Annotated in this window: 18 protein-coding genes and 7 tRNA genes; 9 read left to right on the forward strand and 16 right to left on the reverse strand. The window is 62.8% G+C overall.

Translation table 11 applies throughout. The annotated features are described in order from the left end of the window. The first annotated feature begins 146 nt into the window (after nt 1-146). The gene (gene ilvD / locus AC56LH_RS10905; RefSeq protein ID WP_499645957.1) at nt 147-2,012 is read left to right on the forward strand and encodes a dihydroxy-acid dehydratase; all 1,866 of its coding nucleotides are present in this window, start codon (nt 147-149) and stop codon (nt 2,010-2,012) included. A 62-nt stretch (nt 2,013-2,074) separates the two neighbouring features. Here the strand turns inward: ilvD and AC56LH_RS10910 are convergent, their stop codons facing one another. Both AC56LH_RS10910 and earP read right to left on the reverse strand, forming a co-directional pair. Then, complete coding sequence (locus tag AC56LH_RS10910) at nt 2,075-2,650, reverse strand: elongation factor P (protein WP_183558142.1); 576 nt, start codon at nt 2,648-2,650, stop codon at nt 2,075-2,077. Nucleotides 2,651-2,757: 107 nt separating this feature from the next. Then, a complete protein-coding gene (gene earP / locus AC56LH_RS10915; RefSeq protein ID WP_499645958.1) occupies nt 2,758-3,933 on the reverse strand; it encodes an elongation factor P maturation arginine rhamnosyltransferase EarP in 1,176 nt (391 codons plus the stop codon). A 363-nt stretch (nt 3,934-4,296) separates the two neighbouring features. Between earP and AC56LH_RS10920 the strand changes: the two genes are divergently transcribed. From AC56LH_RS10920 to AC56LH_RS10930, 3 genes are all read left to right on the forward strand, one after another. After that, complete coding sequence (locus AC56LH_RS10920; protein WP_499645959.1) at nt 4,297-5,238, forward strand: hypothetical protein; 942 nt, start codon at nt 4,297-4,299, stop codon at nt 5,236-5,238. 86 nt (nt 5,239-5,324) lie between these two features. Continuing rightward, a complete protein-coding gene (locus AC56LH_RS10925; RefSeq protein ID WP_499645960.1) occupies nt 5,325-5,582 on the forward strand; it encodes a hypothetical protein in 258 nt (85 codons plus the stop codon). Nucleotides 5,583-5,606: 24 nt separating this feature from the next. Next, complete coding sequence (locus AC56LH_RS10930; RefSeq protein WP_499645961.1) at nt 5,607-7,541, forward strand: S8 family serine peptidase; 1,935 nt, start codon at nt 5,607-5,609, stop codon at nt 7,539-7,541. Nucleotides 7,542-7,621: 80 nt separating this feature from the next. Here the strand turns inward: AC56LH_RS10930 and AC56LH_RS10935 are convergent. From AC56LH_RS10935 to apbC, 10 genes are all read right to left on the reverse strand, one after another. Next, nucleotides 7,622-7,697, reverse strand: a tRNA-Glu gene (locus AC56LH_RS10935). Between the two features lie 205 nt (nt 7,698-7,902). Beyond that, nucleotides 7,903-7,978 (reverse strand) — tRNA-Glu (locus AC56LH_RS10940). Between the two features lie 93 nt (nt 7,979-8,071). Then, a tRNA-Glu gene (locus AC56LH_RS10945) sits at nt 8,072-8,147 on the reverse strand. Nucleotides 8,148-8,240: 93 nt separating this feature from the next. Then, nucleotides 8,241-8,316, reverse strand: a tRNA-Glu gene (locus tag AC56LH_RS10950). A 52-nt stretch (nt 8,317-8,368) separates the two neighbouring features. Further along, nucleotides 8,369-8,444 (reverse strand) — tRNA-Ala (locus tag AC56LH_RS10955). Between the two features lie 92 nt (nt 8,445-8,536). Beyond that, nucleotides 8,537-8,612: transfer RNA gene (locus AC56LH_RS10960), tRNA-Glu, on the reverse strand. 83 nt (nt 8,613-8,695) lie between these two features. Next, nucleotides 8,696-8,771: transfer RNA gene (locus AC56LH_RS10965), tRNA-Ala, on the reverse strand. Nucleotides 8,772-8,862: 91 nt separating this feature from the next. Beyond that, nucleotides 8,863-10,254, reverse strand: coding sequence for a glutamate--tRNA ligase (gene gltX / locus AC56LH_RS10970; RefSeq protein ID WP_499645962.1), 1,392 nt, complete (start codon nt 10,252-10,254; stop codon nt 8,863-8,865). Nucleotides 10,255-10,339: 85 nt separating this feature from the next. Continuing rightward, entirely contained in the window at nt 10,340-11,533 is a 1,194-nt protein-coding gene (locus tag AC56LH_RS10975) for an aminotransferase class I/II-fold pyridoxal phosphate-dependent enzyme (protein WP_499645963.1), read from the reverse strand. 368 nt (nt 11,534-11,901) lie between these two features. Next, a complete protein-coding gene (apbC, locus tag AC56LH_RS10980) occupies nt 11,902-12,990 on the reverse strand; it encodes an iron-sulfur cluster carrier protein ApbC (protein ID WP_499645964.1) in 1,089 nt (362 codons plus the stop codon). 161 nt (nt 12,991-13,151) lie between these two features. Between apbC and metG the strand changes: the two genes are divergently transcribed. From metG to panC, 5 genes are all read left to right on the forward strand, one after another. After that, nucleotides 13,152-15,323: a methionine--tRNA ligase gene (gene metG / locus AC56LH_RS10985; protein ID WP_499645965.1), complete on the forward strand. Its 2,172-nt coding sequence runs from the start codon at nt 13,152-13,154 to the stop codon at nt 15,321-15,323. A gap of 164 nt (nt 15,324-15,487) precedes the next feature. Further along, the gene (locus AC56LH_RS10990; protein ID WP_499645966.1) at nt 15,488-16,804 is read left to right on the forward strand and encodes an enoyl ACP reductase FabMG family protein; all 1,317 of its coding nucleotides are present in this window, start codon (nt 15,488-15,490) and stop codon (nt 16,802-16,804) included. Nucleotides 16,805-16,906: 102 nt separating this feature from the next. After that, a complete protein-coding gene (locus AC56LH_RS10995) occupies nt 16,907-17,116 on the forward strand; it encodes a DUF3460 family protein (RefSeq protein WP_183558098.1) in 210 nt (69 codons plus the stop codon). A gap of 14 nt (nt 17,117-17,130) precedes the next feature. Further along, nucleotides 17,131-17,997, forward strand: coding sequence for a segregation and condensation protein A (locus AC56LH_RS11000; RefSeq protein ID WP_499557005.1), 867 nt, complete (start codon nt 17,131-17,133; stop codon nt 17,995-17,997). A 27-nt stretch (nt 17,998-18,024) separates the two neighbouring features. After that, nucleotides 18,025-18,864: a pantoate--beta-alanine ligase gene (gene panC, locus AC56LH_RS11005; protein ID WP_499645967.1), complete on the forward strand. Its 840-nt coding sequence runs from the start codon at nt 18,025-18,027 to the stop codon at nt 18,862-18,864. Between the two features lie 23 nt (nt 18,865-18,887). On the opposite strand, the gene AC56LH_RS11010 is transcribed toward panC, so the two are convergent. The 4 genes from AC56LH_RS11010 to cheY form a co-directional block, all read right to left on the reverse strand. Then, nucleotides 18,888-19,274, reverse strand: a complete 387-nt coding sequence (locus tag AC56LH_RS11010) for a response regulator (protein WP_499645968.1) — start codon at nt 19,272-19,274, stop codon at nt 18,888-18,890. A 68-nt stretch (nt 19,275-19,342) separates the two neighbouring features. Continuing rightward, a complete protein-coding gene (locus AC56LH_RS11015) occupies nt 19,343-20,557 on the reverse strand; it encodes an EAL and HDOD domain-containing protein (protein ID WP_499645969.1) in 1,215 nt (404 codons plus the stop codon). A 32-nt stretch (nt 20,558-20,589) separates the two neighbouring features. After that, nucleotides 20,590-21,240 (reverse strand): protein phosphatase CheZ, encoded by a 651-nt coding sequence (cheZ, locus tag AC56LH_RS11020; RefSeq protein WP_499645970.1) that lies wholly within the window; start codon nt 21,238-21,240, stop codon nt 20,590-20,592. A 1-nt stretch (nt 21,241) separates the two neighbouring features. Then, nucleotides 21,242-21,640 carry a chemotaxis response regulator CheY gene (gene cheY / locus AC56LH_RS11025; RefSeq protein ID WP_183558083.1) on the reverse strand — a complete coding sequence of 133 codons (399 nt, stop codon included), beginning with the start codon at nt 21,638-21,640 and terminating at the stop codon, nt 21,242-21,244. Between the last annotated feature and the right edge of the window lie 128 nt (nt 21,641-21,768).

Raw genomic sequence — 21,768 nt, forward strand, 5'->3', positions numbered from 1 at the left:
ATAGAATAGCAGCAACGTGACAGGCGGACTGCCCGGCTGTGATAGGTGAAATGACTCACAGACGAGCCGATCATATATTGGACAAATCCAGCGTCAGCCGTCACCCTGATCCAATCATTGTTTTTGCATTATTCTGGGAGATTGCCATGCCGACTTACCGTTCACACACCACGACCCAAGGTCGCAATATGGCAGGCGCCCGCGCCCTGTGGCGCGCCACCGGCATGAAAGACGGCGACTTCGACAAGCCGATCATCGCGGTGGTCAACTCGTTCACCCAGTTCGTGCCGGGCCACGTCCATCTGAAAGACCTGGGCCAGCTGGTCGCACGCGAAATCGAAGCGGCCGGCGGCGTGGCCAAGGAATTCAACACCATCGCCGTCGACGACGGCATCGCGATGGGCCACGGCGGCATGCTGTACTCGCTGCCCTCGCGCGACCTGATTGCCGACTCGGTCGAATACATGGTCAACGCGCACTGCGCCGACGCGATGGTCTGCATCTCGAACTGCGACAAGATCACGCCCGGCATGCTGATGGCCGCGATGCGCCTGAACATTCCGACCGTGTTCGTCTCGGGCGGCCCGATGGAGGCCGGCAAGGTCATCAAGGTCGTCAACAACGAACGCAAGGTCATCAAGCTCGACCTGATCGACGCGATGATCAAGGCCGGCGACGCGACCGTGTCGGACGCCGATGTGGCCGAGATCGAGCGCTCGGCCTGTCCGACCTGCGGGTCGTGCTCGGGCATGTTCACGGCGAACTCGATGAATTGCCTGACCGAGGCGCTGGGCCTGGCGCTGCCAGGTAACGGCACGATTGTCGCTACCCACGCCGACCGCAAGGAACTGTTCCTGCGCGCCGGCCGCCTGATCGTCGAAACCGCCAAGCGCCACTACGAAGAGGATGACTACTCGGTGCTGCCGCGCTCGATCGCGACCAAGACCGCGTTCGAGAACGCGATGGCGCTCGACGTGTCGATGGGCGGCTCGACCAACACGGTGCTGCACCTGCTGGCCGCCGCGCACGAAGCCGAAGTCGACTTCACGATGGCCGACATTGACCGCATCTCGCGCCTGGTGCCCTGCCTGTGCAAGGTGGCGCCGATGACCGACAAATACCATATCGAGGACGTGCACCGCGCCGGCGGCATCTTCTCGATCCTGGGCGAACTGGCGCGCGCCGGCCTGTTCGACACATCGCTGCCGACGATCCACAGCCCGACGATGGCGGCGGCCATCGAAAAGTATGACATCGCGGTCAGCACCGACGAAGCCGTGCACCAGTGGTTCCGTGCGGCCCCGGGCGGTGTGCCGACCCAGGTGGCGTTTTCGCAATCCGAGCGCTACGAGAAGAACGACCTCGACCGCGCGATGGGCTGCATCCGCGACCGCGAACACGCGTATTCGAAGGATGGCGGCCTGGCGGTCTTGTACGGCAACATCGCTGAAAAAGGCTGTATCGTGAAGACGGCCGGCGTGGACGAAAGCATCCTCAAGTTCTCGGGCAAGGCGCGCGTGTTCGAAAGCCAGGATGCGGCGGTCGAAGCGATTCTCGGCGACAACGTCGTGGCGGGCGACGTCGTCATCATCCGCTACGAAGGCCCGAAAGGCGGACCGGGCATGCAGGAGATGCTGTATCCGACCTCGTACATCAAGTCCAAGGGCCTGGGCAAGGCCTGCGCATTGTTTACCGATGGCCGTTTTTCGGGTGGCTCGTCGGGCCTGGTGATCGGGCACGCATCGCCCGAGGCGGCCGAAGGCGGCGCAATCGGGCTGGTGCAGGAAGGCGACATGGTCGACATCGACATCCCCGAGCGCACCATCAACCTGCGTGTGACGACCGAGGAACTGGCGCACCGCCGCGCGGCGATGGATGCGCTGGGTGCGGACGCCTGGTTGCCGCTGGGGCGCGAGCGTTACGTCTCGCAGGCACTGCAGGCGTATGCGGCGCTGACCACGTCGGCCGATCGCGGTGCGGTGCGGGATCTGGCGCAGCTGCGCCGCCGGTAACAGTCGGCACGGACATAAAAAAACGCTGCCAAGGCAGCGTTTTTTTATGGGGAAAACCGTGCTTAGTTACGCACGACTTTCTTGTACTCGTTGGTACGGGTGTCGATTTCGATCATGTCGTCGCCGCTGACGAACAACGGCACCATCACGGTGTGCTGCTTGCCTTCGATGGCGTTTTCGATCTTGGCTTCTTTCAGGACGTTGCCCGACGTGTTGCCCTTGACTGCCGGCTCCGAGTACACGATCTGGCGTGCGATCGTGGTTGGCAGTTCGACCGAGATGGCCTTGCCGTCATAGAACACGGCTTCGCATTCCATACCGTCTTTCAGGTAGTGCAGCGCGTCGCCCAGGTTCTCTTCTTCGATTTCGAACTGTTCGTAGTCGGCGTCCATGAAGACATACAGCGGATCGGCGAAGTACGAGTAGGTCACTGGCTTCTTGTCCAGAACGACGACGTCGAACTTGTCATCGCCGCGGAACACGTTTTCCAGCGGAGCATTGGTCAGAAGATTCTTCATCTTCCACTTGTAGGTGAAGCCCGTGCGGCTCGAGCCGTTGACGTCGGAACGCAGCACGATGAACGGCTTTTCATCAACCATGATGATGTTGCCAACACGAATTTCTTTTGCGGGTTTCATAGATATTTTACGTAAAAAGATAGTTGCATTAAATCATCGCCGGCTGGTGGGCCGAAGGCCCCGGACCTGCGTTTGATCGTCGGAATCCGTTAGAAACTAACCGGGCATTATACGCTGTTTTCCTGGGCCAACCGCAGATCGCGCACGAAATCGAGCAGTTGCGTGACCAGATTGCCCTGCGCGAGTACTGACTCGCGCCAGGCATCAGTCTGCGCCGCGATCTCGGGCAACACGCTCTCCAGTGCATTCCAGGCGGCTGCGTGGTCGTGCAGTGGCTGCGCGCCGTTCCAGCCAAGCATGTACGCCTCAAGTGCCGGCGCCTGTTGTGCGTAGACCGCCAGGAATGCGCGCAGCTTCTTGTGGTGCAGGTTGTCGTCCTGCGGATAGATGTGCCAGACGAACGGGCGACCGGCCCATTGCGCCCGCACCCATGAGTCTTCACCACGCACGACATTCACGTCGCAGGCCCACAGCAGCAGGTCGTAATCGTCCTGGGGCAGGAATGGCAGCACCCGCACGGTCAGCCGGCCATGGGTCGCGCTCGCGCCTGCCACTGGCGCGGCGCCCAGAAAGGCGGCGACTTGTTCCGGCGCCACGCCTTCCGGCACCAGGCAGAGCGTGGGCGCGGCGCCGCTGCACCATGTCCCGAACAGCGCGGTGACCGGTGCACCCGGGTAGCAGAACAGCGACACCTTGCGCCCCGCCGCCTCGGCTGCGGTCACGCCGAAGCGGGCCAGGAACGCCATGACCGCAGCGGGATCGTGCTGGAATGCATGACGGCGCGCCTCGAGCCCGGCTTCGTGCAGCAGCCCGCCAGTGCGCGTATTGAATCCGGGGAAATAGAAATGCTTGGTCAAGCGCAGGCGCGGATGCATCGACGGCAGGCGATGACAGCCCTCGACCCAGTCCTCGGCCGTCAAGCCTTCGAAGTTCAGCCATACCGGACGCGGCGTGCGCGCAGCCATCGCCCGCTGATAATCCGGCGGCAGCTCGCAACCGAAGAACTCGATGACGACGTCGGGAATGTCGTGCGCGTGGAATTCGCCCTCCTGATCCTGCCAGTGGCGCACCGTGACGCCTTGTATGCGTTGCTGCGCAGCTGCCGGATCGACCTCGGGACAAATGCGCCTGAAACTGATCAGGTCGTCGACCCACAGCGTCACCCCTGCGGCGTGCTCGTGGCACAGCTGGCGCGCCAGGCGCCAGCAGATGCCGATGTCGCCATAGTTATCGATGACCTTGCAGAAAATTGCCAGCGACGGTGTAAAGGAGGACAGGGACATGGATGCGGGCGGCGCCGTGACGCGCGAATGCGGGGGCCGTCATTCTACCCCGAATTGACATGGTGATTTTTCTCAAGCCCCAGTGCGCATTACAAAGAAAATCGGGCTTTTCTTACGCGCGTCTGCGCTATCGCAAGGTGCGAATTTAACCTTGGCTACATCGCCATTACGCCAAAACTTCACCGCGAGGCACCGGTCGAACGCCTACCTGCAGGAAAAGCAGCCTCGAAAGGCGGCCATCCTGCCCTTCCCTCGCGCTACCGGTCAAACCGGCGCGCGAATCATATGAACACGGTCGTGTGTGGCGGGGTCTTGCTGTTTCAAGCCGGCCTCAGCGCGACCGAATAACCGGAGGCTCGTACCATGAATGAATTTCAACAACCATTTGCGCAACCACAGTTTGCACCACAGGGTCTGGGCAGCATGTTCGGCGGGGCGCTCGGCGGTATCGTCGGGCGCGGCATCGGTGGCTGGGTCGGCCACAGCGGCGCGGGCGGGCGCATTGGTGAAATGGCTGGCAACTTCCTCGGGCACCTGTCGCCATTTTCAGCCGATCCTTCCGGCGGCATGGGCGCGCAGCAGCAGGTCGATCCGCAACAGCTGCAGCAGTTGCAACAGCTGCAGCAACTCCAGCAACTGCAACAACTTCAGCAGCAACAGCAGCTGCAACAGATGCAGCAGTTGCAACAACAGGGTCAGCTGACACCGCAGGGCGGCTTCTTTGGCAATCTGATCAGCACGATCGGCAAGCCCGCCGGTGCGCTGGTCGGGCACATCAGCGGCAATCGCCACCTCGGCAACATGATCAGCGACTATTCCGGGTATGCACGAATGCTGCCACTGGGCGCCGATCCGCAAGCACAGCAGCAGGCACAGCAGCAAACGCCACTGCAACATCCGCTGGTCCAGCTGCAGCAACTGCAGGCCCAGCAACAGCAATTACAGCAGTTATTGCAACAAGTGCAGCAACAGGCCGCCATGCTGCAACAGCAGATCGTGCAGCAAGGCGGCCAGCTGGCGCCACAAGGCTGGCTGAGCAATGCTATCACCCAGTATGCGCGGCCAGTCGGCAGCTTCATCGGCGAACAGTTGGGCAACCAGGGACTGGGCGCTGCGATCGGCGGCGTGGCCGCGCAGCTTGGTCGGTATGTGCCGGCGATGGCTGATCCGTACGGGCAGCAGTTCGGCGCGCAATTCAATGGTCAACCCGGTGGTCAACCCGGCAGTCAATTCGGCGGTCAATTCCCCGGTCAGCAAGCGCAGTACGGCCAGGCGAGCCAGTTCGGTCAGCAAACCGTCCACTGAAGCCTGACGCACACAACACCATGCCCCACCCGCCAGGCCATTGCCGGTAGCTGCCGGCCATGACCTGGCATCGAGGAGTTCTTGCCATGCCGGCGCCCCTGCCCCCTGCCCCGATCACTCGCTACATCGTGCGCGCCGCGCACGACGATAACGAACTTGTCCGGTTCCTGGCGACCCTGGGCACCGAACCCGGCGTGCAGGTTGTCGACCTGATCGGGCCATCGTCCGGCCCGCCGCACACGGCGGTCGTCGAAACCGACGCACCCACGGCCGAGCGGCTGCGGCAACAGACTCTTGACCAGCTAACGATCGAACCCGACCAACCGCTCTCACTGTCCGACTGAGCAGCGTCGGGCAAAGGAAACACTATGGCCAAACACGCAAAAAGTGGCGCTGCCGATCCGCCGCAGACGCCCGCGGCGTCGCATGATGGCGCAGCAGACGCCCGCACCGACTCCACTGGCGGCCCCGCCCCGATGCAGGGGCGCCTGGTCACCGAACGCAAGAAAAAATACCTGGTGGCGCCACGTGCTGTACTCAGCGGCTTCGGCATCAGCAGCTGGGGGGCGCCGCTGGGCCTCTCGACAGTGCAGCACGCGCTCACCACGATGACCGATATCGAGGTAATCGATACCATCACACCCCGCGCCGGACTGGCCACGGCCGGCTTCGGCCCATCCTCGATGGGCGACGGCGCAGAAGGTGTGGTGGTGGCGCGCATGACCGACCAGAAGGCCGGCGAACTGCTGCAGCGCGGCCAGGGTCAGTTGATCGTCGAACGCGACCAGCACCTCGAACTGCTCGACCCCATGCTGCGCCGTCCCGACCTGGTCAGCTCGCTCACGCCCTACCAGGGACCGCAGTGCGAACTGCTGCTGGCAGTGGTGGGCACCGACGGTGCACCGCTGCCCGAGGTGGAGGTCTCGCTGTTCGGCGGCGTGCTGCCCAGCACTGCCATCACGGGCGCCGACGGTGTGGCGCGTCTGCGTTTGTATGGCGACGATGCGCACACGATCAGCGGCCTGTATGTCAAGCCACGCGCCGATTACTGGAGCTTCTATCAGCGCGATCCCGACCTGAGTCTGCAAGAGGCCAACATCGTCATGCTACGCCCTATCGCCGAGTGGCCCGCACTGCGCGGCCTGCCGCAACAAAACGCGATGGGCTGGGGCGCACGGGCCATGCGCCTTGACGGCGTGCCGCAGCATTATCGGGGGCGTGGGATCAAGGTGGCCGTCATCGATTCCGGAGCCGCCACCACGCATGGCAACCTGAACGCCATCCACGAAGGCTTCGACGTCATCAACAAGCGCACCGACCGCAGCACCTGGAACGTCGACACGCTCGGGCATGGTTCGCACTGCACCGGCGTAATTGCCGCCACCGATCCGGCCTGGGGCATCCGCGGCTTCGCGCCCGAAGCCGAAATCCACGTCTGCAAGCTGTTCCCTGGCGGCCAGGTCAGCCAATTGATCGACGCGCTCGAATATTGCATCGAGCAAGGCATCGATGTCGTCAACATGAGCCTGGGCGGCTCGGCGCCGTCCGAAACGCTCGAGCGACAGATCGTGCGCGCCAAACAGGCCGGCGTCGCCTGCATCGCCGCTGCCGGCAATTCGGCCGCTGCCGTGCGATACCCGGCATCATCACCGCATGTGCTGGCCGTCGCAGCCATTGGCAAGATCGGCGAGTTCCCGCCCGACAGCTACCACGCCGAAACCATCGGCGCCGACATCGACATGTATGGCTACTTCACGGCGCGCTTCAGCTGCTTCGGGCCGCAGGTCGATGTGTGTGCACCGGGGGTCGCGGTGGTGTCGTCAGTACCGCCAAATAATTTCGCCGCGTGGGACGGGACCTCGATGGCGGCGCCGCACGTGACGGGGCTGGCCGCACTCGTGCTGGCACACAGGCCAGAATTCGGGTCGATGGTGCAGGCCCGCTCCGCGGAACGGGTCGAACGGCTGTTTCAGGTCCTGCGAATGAGCGCGCGCCCTGTCACGCTGAACGATCCTAACCACATCGGCTACGGCTTGCCCGATGCGCTGGTGGCGCTGGGCTTGCCCATGGCGCAGCAGGCCATGCCGTGGCAAGGCACGGCAGCGGGGTACGGTGCATCAGGCGGCATGCATGCGATGTCGCCACATGATGGTGGATGGCCCAGCGCGGCCGGAACCGCGATGCAGCACCAGGGCGTGCAATACCAGAGCACGCAGCACCAGAATGTGCAGCACCAGGGCATGCAGCCTCAAGGGCAGGGTTTGCCCTATCCATTTGGCACGATGCGGGTCTCGGGCTGGTGAAATGGAGGGCGTCGCGCGACGCTGTCGCAGACGAAAAAAAACCGGAGCCCCACTGTCGTGGCCGGCTCCGGCTTTCTGTCTGGCGTCCCCACGGGGATTCGAACCCCGGTACTCACCGTGAAAGGGTGATGTCCTAGGCCTCTAGACGATGGGGACCTAAAACTGGTGCTGCGTACTACTGAATGTGCTGTACCCGATACGGCTGGCTGCAATCGCACCACTACAAACCTTCGCAACCATCACAACAATGATGGTGCGACCTGCTTTACTACCAAACCATTGCGCACACAGCTGTATGACCACAATAGAAAAACCGGAGCACCTCTCCGCGCAAGCGCGTTGGTCTACCCCGGTTTTAAACTGGCGTCCCCACGGGGATTCGAACCCCTGTACTCACCGTGAAAGGGTGATGTCCTAGGCCTCTAGACGATGGGGACCTAAAACTGTTTTGCTCTGACGAGCATACTGCCACTACATGATGCTGATGACCTCGATGCACCGCCGCTGGCGCGGCACATCTGCCAAATTCTTGGCGTCCCCACGGGGATTCGAACCCCGGTACTCACCGTGAAAGGGTGATGTCCTAGGCCTCTAGACGATGGGGACCTAAAACTGTTTTGCTCTGACGAGCATACTGCCACTACATGATGCTGATGACCTCGATGCACCGCCGCTGGCGCGGCACATCTGCCAAATTCTTGGCGTCCCCACGGGGATTCGAACCCCGGTACTCACCGTGAAAGGGTGATGTCCTAGGCCTCTAGACGATGGGGACCCTGGACCTGCAATGCTACATTTTTTACTGCCGAATGTCGTTTTCTTTTACGTGGTGGAGGTAAGCGGGATCGAACCGCTGACCTCTTGCATGCCATGCAAGCGCTCTCCCAGCTGAGCTATACCCCCCACGGGAAAACAACATTTTACTACACTGCACCTGCTTCGACCAGTAGCTGATGATGCTCGCATACTGTGCCGGGCCATTCTAACCAGCAAGCTGGCGTCCCCACGGGGATTCGAACCCCGGTACTCACCGTGAAAGGGTGATGTCCTAGGCCTCTAGACGATGGGGACCATGAACAACCGATTACTGCTTTGCTGCTGGCTACACAGCGTCACATCACTACCGCGACAAAACCACTGTCACACTTCAGAGTTGGTGGAGGTAAGCGGGATCGAACCGCTGACCTCTTGCATGCCATGCAAGCGCTCTCCCAGCTGAGCTATACCCCCGCAGCGCTGAAGTGCGAGCATTATATAGGACACCCTTGCATTTCGCAAACTACGTTTTAAGACGTCGAAGCGGGGTGCCCACCGCAGGCTTTTACAGCCCCTTCTGCACGCGCGCCAGCACGACGTCGCGGCCAAACAACTCGAGCACCACATCGATCGCCGGGGTCTGCAACTGCCCCGTCAACAACAGACGCAGCGGCATGGCCAGTTGCGGCATCTTCAGGCTGTGGGCCGCCAGTACTTCCTTGATCATCGCCGCCAGCGACGCCTTGTCCCATGCTACCGTAGCGCAGCGCTCGGCAAACAGCGCCAGCGCCCCGCGCACGGCTTCGGTCAGGTGCAATGCCAGTTGCTCGGCGTCCGGTTGCGGATCGCGGTAGAACAGCATGGCGGCATCGGCCAGCTCGTTGATCGTGTTCGCGCGTTCCTTCATCAGGCCCAGCACGGTTGGCAGCGCTGGCGCGCCATCGAAGCGCGCACCGTCCCGCTCGAGTTTCGGCAGCGCCAGTGCGGCCAGGCGTTCGTTATCGGCTGCCTTGATATAGTGGTTGTTCAGCCAGTTCAGCTTTTCCGGATTGAACTGGGCCGCCGATGCCGTCAGGTGCTCCAGGTTGAACCACTCGGTGAACTGCGCCATCGAGAACACTTCGTCGTCGCCGTGGCTCCAGCCCAGGCGCGCCAGGTAATTGAGCATCGCTTCGGGCAGATAGCCCTGCTCCGGATAATCCATGACGCTCACGGCGCCATGGCGCTTGGACAGCTTTGCGCCATCGGTGCCGAGGATCATCGGCAGGTGGCCGTACAGCGGCAGCTCGGCGCCAAGCGCGCGCAGGATATTGATCTGGCGTGGCGTGTTGTTGACGTGATCGTCGCCGCGCAGCACGTGCGTGATCTTCATGTCCCAGTCATCGACCGCAACGCAGAAGTTATAGGTCGGCGTGCCGTCCGGGCGCGCGATGACCAGGTCGTCGAGCTCCTTGTTGCCGATCGTGATCGTGCCCTTGACCACGTCCGTCCATGTCACGTCGCCATCGAGCGGATTCTTGAAACGCACGACCGGCTTGACGCCTTCCGGCACGGCCGGCAGGGTCTTGCCGGCTTCCGGGCGCCAGGTGCCGTCATAGCGCGGCTTCTCGCCTGCTGCGCGCATGCGTTCGCGCATTGCTTCGACCTCGTCGGGCGACGAATAGCACAGGTAGGCGGTGCCGGCGTCGAGCATGCCGGCGACCACTTCGCGGTAGCGGTCCATGCGCTGCATCTGATAGAACGGGCCTTCGTCGTGCTCCAGCCCCAGCCACTTCATGCCGTCGAGGATGGCCTGCACGGCTTCGGGCGTCGAGCGTTCGAGGTCGGTGTCTTCGATGCGCAGGATGAACGTGCCGCCAAAGTGGCGGGCATAGGCCCACGAATACAGCGCGGTGCGCGCGCCGCCAACGTGGAGGTAGCCGGTCGGGCTGGGAGCAAAACGGGTGCGGACGGTCATGGCAGAAAGCAATCAGGTAAAAGGCGTATTCTACCCCGTTGCCCGCCCGGCCAGCACCGGCAGTCAGCCTGGCCGCAACATGCCCTCAGTCACGATAACGCTGCTGGCCGAAGGCGCGGGGTGCGGCCCCCGCGCCGGCGCGCGCGCAGGCGCTTGCCACGAGGTGCGCGGCGCGTTGCAAAGGCGCCGGTGCGTGCCGCGCCATCACATGCAGGCACAAGCGCGCGGCGCCCGCTGGCACGCCGGGAAATTCCACCGGTTGGACGAGCACCGCTTCATGCGCAAGCCACGCAGCGGCCACACGCGCCGCGGCTTCCGAGCCAGTCCAGACCGGCACGATCGGGGCAGGCGCCCCCAGGCAATGCTGGCCCGTACTCTGCAGCGCTGCGCGCAGTCCGATGACATTGCGCAGCAGGTCGGCGCGCAGCGCCTCGCCCTCGGCCGAGACGGCAATCTCCAGGCTCGCCGTGGCCACCGCCACCTGCAGCGGGGACAGGGCATCGAACCGCATGCGCTGACCGGCGAGCCGCTGCATGCGGCCCCATGCCGAACGATCGGCGCAGGCGACAAAGCCACCCTCGGTGGCGAAGGTCACGGACAGACCCCCTGTCACAATATCGACCTGCCCCGTCATGCGCTGACTGGCCAGCACGCCCCCGCCGCCCGCACCCAGTGCGCCCAGGTCGTGTGTCACATCGACCAGCAGGCTCGCGTTGTATTCGCGGCACAGATGCTGCAACAACGGCAGGTCGGGACTGCGCGCCTCCGTGGCAAACAGCCCTTCGGTCACCACCAGGATGCCGTTGACTGCGTCCACCGCGCGGATGCGGTCAAGCAATTCCCGCACGTGGTCGCAATCGAGATGTTGGTGCAGCAGGACCCGACGGGTGGCGCCGGCCGCGCCATGACGCAGCCAGTCTTGGGCCTGGGCATCGATCACGATATGGTCGGCCTCGCGCACGAGCGCCGTGATGGCCGCGAGAGTAGCGGTCCAGCCCGTCGGGAAGAGCGCCACGTGCTCCAGACCCACGAGCGCGCCCAACGCTTCTTCGAGCGCTTGCGCGGAACGGGCATGCCCTGCCGGGACGATCGAACGGGCGCCGTGCGGACCGGCATTGCAGCGCGCGCGCCGCACCGCCTCATGCACACCCGGGTGGGTGGCCAGCGCCAGATAGTCCGGCGACGTGAAATCGATGCCGTGCGCTTCCTGGCCGCCATGACCGGCTACTGCGGCCACCGCGTGAAGCGTTGGGCTGAAGGGAATGGATTCGTTGTGCACGGCGCCTCCGGGACGGGTCGACAATCGAAAAAAGCAGGCATGTTCGTTGCCGACCGCGTCATGCCGGCTTGGTGACGGGCCCAGGGCATGGCAGCACTCGGCGGCCTGGCGACACTCGGCCAGCCAGCGCATTGCCGCGCATCGGACATCATGCTTCGTGCATGCGGTCACGCGCGTGCCAGACCGCGCAACCTGACAGTGTAGGTAGGGAGTTTTCTGAAGGCTTTATCTTCAAACAAATTGTCCGCAAGAAAAACCTGACCTGCGCGCAAGGGATGAGGCGACGAAATGCACAAAGCCCATGCACAACAGCGTTGCGCATGGGCTTTGCGGAGACCAGCCAGGCATGCCGCCTGGCCGATTGGACGTCAGTCGTTCTTGACGACGATGCTCGGGAACCTGCTGCTCATGTCCTTGGCCTTGTCGGCGATCTTGATCGCGACCTTGCGGGCGATCTGCTTGTAGACCGCAGCGACGGCGCCATCCGGATCGGCGACGACGGTCGGACGACCGGCATCGGCCTGCTCGCGGATCGACATCGTCAACGGCAGCGCGCCGAGGAACTCGATGCCGAAGTCGGCGCACATCTTTTCCCCGCCGCCGTGACCGAAGATGGCTTCGGTGTGGCCGCAGTTGGTGCACGTGTGGGTGCTCATGTTCTCGACCACGCCGAGGATCGGGATCCCGACTTTTTCGAACATCTTGAGGCCCTTGCGCGCGTCGAGCAGGGCGATGTCCTGCGGCGTGGTGACGATCACGGCGCCCGTGACCGGCACTTTCTGCGACAGCGTCAGCTGGATGTCACCGGTGCCTGGCGGCATGTCGACAATCAGGTAATCGAGGTCGCGCCAATTGGTCTGCTCGAGCAGTTGCTGCAGCGCGCCGCTGGCCATCGGGCCGCGCCACACCATCGGCTCATCCGGGTCGATCATGAAGCCGACCGACGACACCTGGATGCCGTGGTTTTCCAGCGGCTCCATGCTCTTGCCGTCATTGGTCAGCGGGCGACCGCTCACGCCCAGCATCATCGGCTGCGACGGACCATAGATGTCCGCATCCAGGATGCCGACGCTGGCGCCTTCGGCGTGCAGCGCCAGGGCCAGGTTCACGGCCGTCGTCGATTTGCCGACCCCGCCCTTGCCCGAGGCAACGGCGATGATGTTCTTCACGTTCGGCATGACCTTCATGCCGCGCTGGACCGTGTGCGACACGATCTTGCTGTAGGCGCGGATGGCCACGCCTTCGACGCCTGGGAGGGCCAGCACGGCGCTGGCCGCCATCTGGCGCAGCATCTCGACCTGGCTGGCGGCCGGGTAGCCCAGTTCCAGCTCGAACGTGACCTGGCCATTGTCGATATTGATGTTCTTGATCGACTTGGTCGTGATGAAATCCTTGGTGGTATTGGGGTCGATCACGCTCGCCAATGCCGTCTTGATATCGCTTTCAGTGATGCTCATGGTGCTCTCCGGGTGTTCTCCGATTGATATTGGGGCGAAGTGTAGCGCAAAACGGCGGGGCAGCCAGCCTGTTGGTGGTAAACCACGGGCAATACCCCCTGCGCGCACAGGGCCATCCGCTGTTAAAATGCTTCTTTTCATATAACCGAAGCGTTTCAACCATGACCCGCAAGCTGTTCGTCACCACCGCACTGCCCTACGCCAATGCTGCCTTCCATATCGGCCACATGATGGAGTACATCCAGGCCGACATCTGGGTCCGCTTCCAGCGAATGCAGCGCGAAGGCAATGCGCAGGGCGGCCAGAAACGCGAAGTGCATTTCGTCTGCGCCGACGATACCCACGGCACGCCGATCATGATCGCGGCCGAAAAAGACAACATCACGCCGCAGGAATTCGTGGCCAAGATCGCCGCCGGCCGTGCGCAATACCTCGATGGCTTCCATATCGCCTTCGATAACTGGTATTCCACCGATTCGCCCGAAAACGTCGAACTCTCGCAAGGCATCTACCGCAAGCTGCGCGATGCCGGCCTGATCGTCACCAAAACGGTCGACCGCTTCTACGATCCGGTCAAGGGCATGTTCCTGGCCGACCGCAACATCAAGGGCGAGTGCCCGGTATGCCACGCCAAGGACCAGTACGGCGACAACTGCGAAGTGTGCGGCGCCGCTTACCAGCCGACCGAACTGATCAACCCGCTCTCGGTGTTTACCGGTTCCACGCCCGTGCTCAAGCCGTCGGAGCAATACTTCTTCAAGCTGTCCGACCCGCGCTGCTTCGCGTTCCTCAAGGAGTGGCTCAACACCCCGGGCCGCCTGCAGCCGGAAATGGTCAACAAGGTGTCAGAGTGGCTGGGCGACGCCGGTGAAAAGCTGGCCGACTGGGATATCTCGCGCGACGCGCCCTACTTCGGCATCCCGATTCCCGATGCACCGGGCAAGTTCTTCTATGTGTGGCTGGACGCGCCGGTCGGCTACCTGGCCAGCCTGAAGAACTACTTCGACAAGCAGGGCCTGGATGTCGAGGCGTTCCTGAACGACCCGGCCGCCGAGCAGCTGCACTTTATCGGCAAGGATATTGTCTCGTTCCACCTGCTGTTCTGGCCCGCAATGCTCAATTTCTCGGGCCATCCGATCATCGACAACCTGAAGGTCGCCGTCCACGGCCACCTGACGGTGAACAATGAAAAAATGTCCAAGTCGCGTGGCACCGGCATCTCGCCGCTGCGCTACCTCGAACTGGGCATGAACCCGGAGTGGCTGCGTTACTACCTGGCCTTCAAGCTCAACGCCAAGGTGGAAGACCTGGACTTCAACGGCGACGACTTCGTGGCCCGCGTCAACAGCGACCTGATCGGCAAGTACGTGAATATCGCCAGCCGCTGCGCCGGCTTCATCGCCAAGCGCTTCGACGGCAAGCTGGCCGACAGCGTCTCGCCGCTGGGCCGCGACTGGATCTGCAAGGCGCTGATGCACGACGGCGCCGAGCGCCAGGCATCGGTGGCGGCAAGTTTCGAGGCGCGCGAGTATGGCCGCGCGCTGCGCGAAATCATGGAAATCGCCGACGTCATCAATCAGTATGTCGACGAACACAAGCCATGGATCCTGGCCAAGGACGAGACAAAAACAGCCGAACTGCACGACGTTTGCACGACGGCGCTGATCCTGTTCCGTCAACTGACGATCATGCTGCAGCCGGTGCTGCCACAAGTGGCTGCGCGCGTCGCCGAATTCCTGGGCGACGCTGAACTGAGCTGGGCCGACACGCATGGCGCCGCCGTCTACGAATCGATGCTCGGCCGCACCATCGGCACCTACACGCACCTGATGCAGCGCGTCGATGCCAAGATGGTCGAAAACCTGTTCGACAAGCCTGCCCCGGCGGCAACGGCTCCAGCGATCGCCGCACCGGCAGCCGCGGCATCCGCTCCCGCAGCAACGCCAGCGGCCGATGCCGGCGCAGGCGAAGGCGACATCGAAGCCCTGGCCCCGACCATCACGATCGACGACTTCGCCAAGATCGACCTGCGCGTGGCGAAAATCGTCAACTGCGAACACGTCGAAGGCTCGACCAAGTTGCTGCGCCTGACGCTCGACGTCGGCGAAGGCCGTCACCGCAATGTATTCTCGGGCATCAAGTCGGCGTACCAGCCGGAAGACCTGATCGGCAAGCTGACGGTGCTGGTGGCCAACCTGGCCCCGCGCAAGATGAAGTTCGGCGTGTCCGAAGGCATGGTGCTGTGCGCGTCCGCCGCTGACGAGAAAACCAATCCGGGCCTGTACCTGCTCGACCCGATGCCGGGCGCGACGCCAGGCATGCGCATCCGCTGATGTTCCACGCCGGCGCCTGGCCTGGCGTGCCACGATGATGTGGCCGCCAGCCAGCCGCCGGACGGCCCCGGACGCAATTTCCGGGGTCAGTACCGGGTGTACAATGCCATGTTTAAACTATGACAAGACGCCCTACAAACTCTTTTGATAGGTAGCCAAGAACCATGACCGATTTGACTCCCCTGCGCCATATTCCGACCGCCAACGTGTTCCGCAAAGGCGACGTGTTCGTCCTGTTCGGTGAACTGTTCGGCCGCGGCTACGTGAATGGCCTGATCGACGAAGCGCGCGCCGCCGGCATGACGATCGTCGGCATCACCGTCGGCCGCCGCGACGAGACCGGCGCACTGCGCCCGCTGGACGCCGCCGAACTGGCCGAAGCCGAAGAAAAACTGGGCGGGCGCATCATCAATGTGCCGCTGATGGCCGGCTTCGATATGGATGCACCGGAAGGCGAAAAGAACCCGACCGAAATGCTGTCCGGGATCACGCTGAAAACCTGGCAAGAAGAAACGCTGGACTGGGAACACATCGAGCGTTGCCGCGAAGCCGGCGTGCGCCGCTTCACGACTTCGGCCGCCCAGGTCATGCAGGAAATCGACAAGCTGGTGCCACAGGGTGCGAATGTGTTCTTCGCCCACACGATGGCCGGTGGCATTCCGAAGATCAAGGCCTTCCTGGCCATTGCCAATCGCATCTACAAAGGCCGCGGCGAGCGCTTCATGTCCTCGCGCGCCCTGCTCGAGAGCGATCTGGGCAAATTGATCCTGATGAACTTCGACGAAGTTTCGGCCAACACGCTCAAGTACCTGATCGACGCGTCTGCCAGCATCCGCGACCGCGTCACGCAGGGCGGCGGCGAAGTGCGCTACACGGCCTATGGCTACCATGGCACCGAGATCCTGATCGGCGGCGAGTACCACTGGCAGACCTACACCAACTACACGCAGGGTTACGCCAAGATGCGCCTGGAGTCGGTGGCCGAAGCAGCATGGAAGAACGGCATCAATGCCACCGTGTTCAACTGCCCGGAAATCCGCACGAATTCGTCGGACATCTTTGTCGGCGTGGAACTGTCGCTGTTCCCGCTGCTGGTCGCGCTCAAGCGCGAAGGCGGGGGCGCCTGGGCTGATGAGCAATGGCGCATCTGCGAAGAACTGCTGGGCGAAGGCACGTCGCTGCAGCAACTGCTCGACACCATCGAGGGCTACAACAACGACGCCACCAGCGCCGAGTTCCGCAATTTCGAGGCATGGCCGATGGACAACACGCCGGCCCTGGCCGATGTGATGATCGGCACCTCGGAAGCGATCACGGCCCTGCACAAGGACAAGAAAGCGCTGATCACCGATCACCTGTCGAGCCTGGTGCTGGAAGGCGCCGGTCCGCTGATGTTCCATGGCGCGTCGGAAAAGATCGCGCCAGTCGTGTGGCTGAACCACGACATCATCGCGCGCCAGCTGAACGCGCTGCACAAGTAAGCGCAACATCGTCATACTTGACGCGACTGGCGCGGGGCGCAGGAATCTGCCCCGCTGCCGTTGTCATCAAGCCGCTGTTCCATTGCATCCACGAAGCCAATCATGATCTTCTCAAAAAAACACGTGAACTACGAATCCGAGCATACCAAGTTCATCTCGGAACTGAAGAAACAGCATCCAGAGATGGATGCCGGCCAGGTGGCCGGTCGCGCGCTGCTGTGGGACAAGGCCCCCGTCTCGCTCGACGAACAGGCGCGCACTGAAGAATCGCGCCTGCGCCAGCGAGCCTATCCGTACCAGAACAAGGTCTGAGGACGGACGCGCGCATGATGCCCGACGGGGCGGCTGACGGACACGAAGTGCATCCTCAGCCCGTCCAGCCCGCCAACGACACACCGCATCCTGCGCCGGCCGACGCTACCCTGGCACGCCTGTACGGCGAACCGCTCACGCGCTTGCCGAATGACCTGTATATCCCGCCCGATGCGCTCGAGATCTTTCTTGACGCCTTTGAAGGACCGCTCGATCTGCTGCTGTACCTGATCCGCCGGCAAAACTTCAACATCCTCGACATCCCGATGGCGCAGGTCACCCTGCAATACCTCGTCTATGTCGAACAGATCCGCAAAAGCAATCTTGAACTGGCCGCGGAATACCTGTTGATGGCGGCAATGCTGATCGAGATCAAGTCGCGCATGCTGCTGCCCAAGCGCCAGGACGACTTGATCGAGGATGCGGGCGATCCGCGCGCCGAGCTGGTGCGCCGTCTGCTGGACTATGAGCAGATCAAGACTGCCGCTGTCGCGCTGGGCAATGTGCCGCAGGAAGGCCGTGATTTTGTCCGGCCCGAGCTGTTCGTGGAACAGGGCCTGGTCCAGCCGTTGCCTGATGTCGATCCCTGGGATTTGCAGCGCGCCTGGCTCGATGTACTGCGCCGCGCCAAGCTGACCCAGCATCACCGGATCGGGCGCCAGGAACTGTCGGTGCGCGAGCACATGTCGGCCATCCTGCGCACGCTGCAGTCGCAGCGCTTCGTCGAATTCGGCGACCTGTTCGCGGGCCAGCACACGGTGCCGATCGTCGTCGTGCACTTTGTCGCGATGCTCGAACTTGCCAAAGAAACCTTGATTGAAATTACCCAGGCCGAACCGTTCGCACCGATTTACGTGCGCCTGGCCTATTCACCGGCTTGAAGCCGGCCTTTCCTGAACCGATCCGACATGAAAATCATCTCTTCCATTGACGAGCTGCGCGACCAGCTCAGCGGCCAACTGCGCACGGCGTTCGTGCCGACGATGGGCAATCTGCACGAAGGCCACCTGTCGCTGATGCGCCTGGCGCGCCGCCATGGCGACCCGGTGGTTGCCTCGATCTTCGTCAACCGCCTGCAATTCGGCCCCAACGAAGACTTCGACAAGTACCCGCGCACATTCCACGAAGACGTGGCCAAGCTGGAAAAAGAAGGCGTCTACGTGCTGTTCGCGCCGACCGAGAAGGATCTGTACCCGGAGCCGCAAGAGTACCGTGTGCGCCCGCCTGACGGCCTGGGCAGCACGCTGGAAGGCGAATTCCGCCCCGGCTTCTTTGAAGGTGTCTGCACGGTCGTCACCAAGCTGTTCTCGTGCGTGCAGCCGCGTGTGGCAGTGTTCGGTAAGAAGGATTATCAGCAGCTCATGATCGTGCGGAACATGGCGCGCCAGTTCGCCATGCCGACCCAAATCATCGGCGCCGAAACCTACCGCGCCGAAGACGGCCTGGCGCTGTCGTCGCGCAATGGGTATCTGACGGAAAGCGAGCGGGCCGAAGCGCCGACCCTGTACCAGAATCTGAATGCAGTGGCCGACAGCGTGCGTGGCGGCGAGCGCGATATCGCGCAGGTCGAAGCGCGCGCGATGGCGGCGCTGGCCGAGCGTGGCTGGAAGCCTGACTACATCTCGGTGCGCAAGCGCGGCGACCTGCAGGCGCCGGACGCGGCCGACCTGACGAATGGCGAACCGCTGGTCGTGCTCGCAGCAGCCAAGCTGGGCAACACGCGCCTGATCGACAATCTGGAAATCTGATTGTTTGGGGCGCCTTGCGGGCCTCAGCCCGCCGGGCAGCCCTGGCGCACCAGCGCTGCCTTCAACTCCCGCTTGAACCCGGTGTAATCAACGGCTTTCTGCACATAGTCGTCGACACCCAGCGCCTCGGCGCGCTCACGGTCTGCAGCCAGGCCGGAGCCCGATACGATGATGACGGGCATCGCGGCCAGGGCCTCGGCGCGCAGGCGCGCCAGCAGCTCGAACCCGTCGACCTGCGGCATTTTGATATCAAGCAGCAGCAGATCGAAGTTCTGCTGGCGAATCATCTCGAACGCCTCAGCGCCATCATTTGCCACGACCAGCTGGTGGTCGAACGCGAACTCCTGCAGGGCCAATCGCGTCAGCATGACGTCGATGCCCAGATCGTCGACCAGTAGAATGTTTTTCATCCGGCATGCTAGCAGAGCCGTCAGATGGACGCCGCCACGTATGCACAGGCGGTAGCAGGCCAGCGCCCCTACCCGTCCAGCCCCACGCTTTGCGCCCACGCCAGCGCCGACAGATGCGCTTCGTTGACGTCGGACGGGCTCAGCGCGACCGCTGCCGCCAGCGACGCCACCAGATTCGAATTGAGCTCGCAGGCTTCGGCCAGCGCGAGATACGGCCCGTAACTGCCTTCGCGTGTCGTCAATGCCTTCACGACTTCGTCGGGCAATTGAATCGCATCGAGCACTTCCTGCATCGACAAGCCCAGCAAGCGGTCGAGCAGCGAGAACATGCCGGCCACGAACAGGTGTTCGGCTGCGCCCCGGCCCAGTGCTTTTTGCCCCAGCAATTCGGCCAGGCGGCCGCGCACGACGGCCGTTTCCATCAGCACCGGCGAATAGCCACTGGCGCTGGCCGTGGCCAGCAGCAGCACCAGCCAGCGGTACAGCGGCGCGTAGCCGAGCAACGAGATGGCCTGACGCAGCGATTGCACTTCGCGCCCTGCCCCAAAGCCGGCGGTATTGATGTAGCGCAGCAGCTTGTAGGTCAGTGCCGGATCGCGTTTGAGGACGCTTTCGAGACGCCCCACATCGTCATTGGCCTGCACCATCTGCATCAGTTGCAGGATGATTTGCTGGCTCGGGTTCATGCCCTTGACCGGATTGCCCGGCCGGGGCGTCAGGTGCAGTTTGCCGACAAAGGCATCCATGCCAAGTGCGGCGCAGGCATCGAAATCGGCCCACGTGCCCACCGGCCGCCCGACCATGCGCAGCGCTGAATGCTTGGCGCTGGCATACGTACGGGCCTGATCGGCCACGTCGACTCCGGTAAAGCGCACTTCGACGTACGACGCGTACGGCGCCAGATTGCGCCCCAGCAGCGTGAGGTCGCAACCGCGGATCGCCACGCCCACGCCACCGGCGCGCACCGCCTGCACGGCCGAGCGCACATCGACGTCGGTCAACTGGCGGATATCGAACGCGAGGACGGTGTGTTCCGGCGGTAGCGCGTGGAGCGCATCGGTCGACAGCATGGCCGGCACGGCGTCCAGGAACAGGATCTTGTCGCGCAGCAGCCAACCCTGGTCGACATGATTGACGTGCTCGGCAACGAAGCCGACCAGGCCTTCGAGATCGAGGCCGGTCGGGATACGGCCATCGTGCTGTTGCCACGACAGCTCGTAGCCGAGAACGCGCTGCCGGGGATCGAGCAGCGGTTCACGGACAATGAAGTTGGTGCGATGCATGGAGGCGCCGTTTCAAATTGCTCGGCGCAAGCTCAGAACCCGAGACTGTCGAGCAGGTCGTCGACCTGCCCCTGGTTTGCCACGACTTCGGTGCCCGTCGGCTTGATTTGCGGGCCGTTCATCAGGCCATTGTCCAGTTCGCGCTTGATCTCGCTTGGTGCGAAATCGATCAGGACCTGAACCAGCTGCTTTTCGAGGTTCTGGGCAATGCCCGTGATGCGCCCGATGACCTGGCCAGTGAGATCCTGGAAGTCCTGGGCCATCATGATGCTCATCAACTCGCTGCGGGTGGCAACCGCCCCTGCACGCGACTCGTCCAGGCCGGCAATCGTGCGTTGCGCCATGGCGCGCCACTGCGCATCCGTTGCCTCACTTGCAGGCGCATCGAGCAGCGCTTGCCAACCTGCCTTGAGGTCGGTCGAACGCGTTTCGATGGCATCCTGCAGCGGACCGGCCGCGTCGGTGGCGTCCAGCACCTTCTTGGCAGCCTGTTCGGACAGATGCGCCACGTAGTCGAGCCGGTCGCGCGCATCGGGGATGTCGCTTGCGGCTTTCTCGATCAGCTTGTCGAGACCCAGGCCACGCAGATTCTCGTGCAGCGCGCGGGTCATGTGACCGACCCGGCTCAGCACCTCATCGTGCGATGACGCGCCGGTAACAGGCGCGGTATTCTGGTCAACCATTTCAGGCTCCGGCTTTGTCCAGTTTCTCGAAAATCTTGTTCAGCTTTTCGTCCAGCGTCGCAGCTGTGAATGGCTTGACGACGTAGCCGCTGGCGCCTGCCTGTGCTGCCGCGATGATGTTTTCTTTCTTCGCTTCGGCCGTCACCATCAGTACCGGCAGCTTGGCCAGTGCAGGATCAGCGCGAATGTGCTGCAGCATCGTCAGGCCGTCCATGTTTGGCATATTCCAGTCGGACACGACGAAGTCGAACGATTCACTGCGCAGTTTTGCCAGCGCCATGACGCCATCTTCTGCTTCGTCGACGTTGGCATAACCCAGTTCTTTCAACAGATTTCGGACGATGCGACGCATCGTCGAGAAATCGTCAACAACCAGAAAACGCATCTTTGGATCAGCCATGAATTACTCCGTTTGAATCTACTAATTTGGTTTGTTGGGTAAGCTACTTTTACAGACGCAAGAATAGCATTTTTGTTGCTCTGCGGCGATAAAATAGCCCACAAAGCATGGAAGGATGATGAATTCAG

It is taken from the genome of Telluria sp. LT1R51-2 (genome assembly GCF_059685775.1).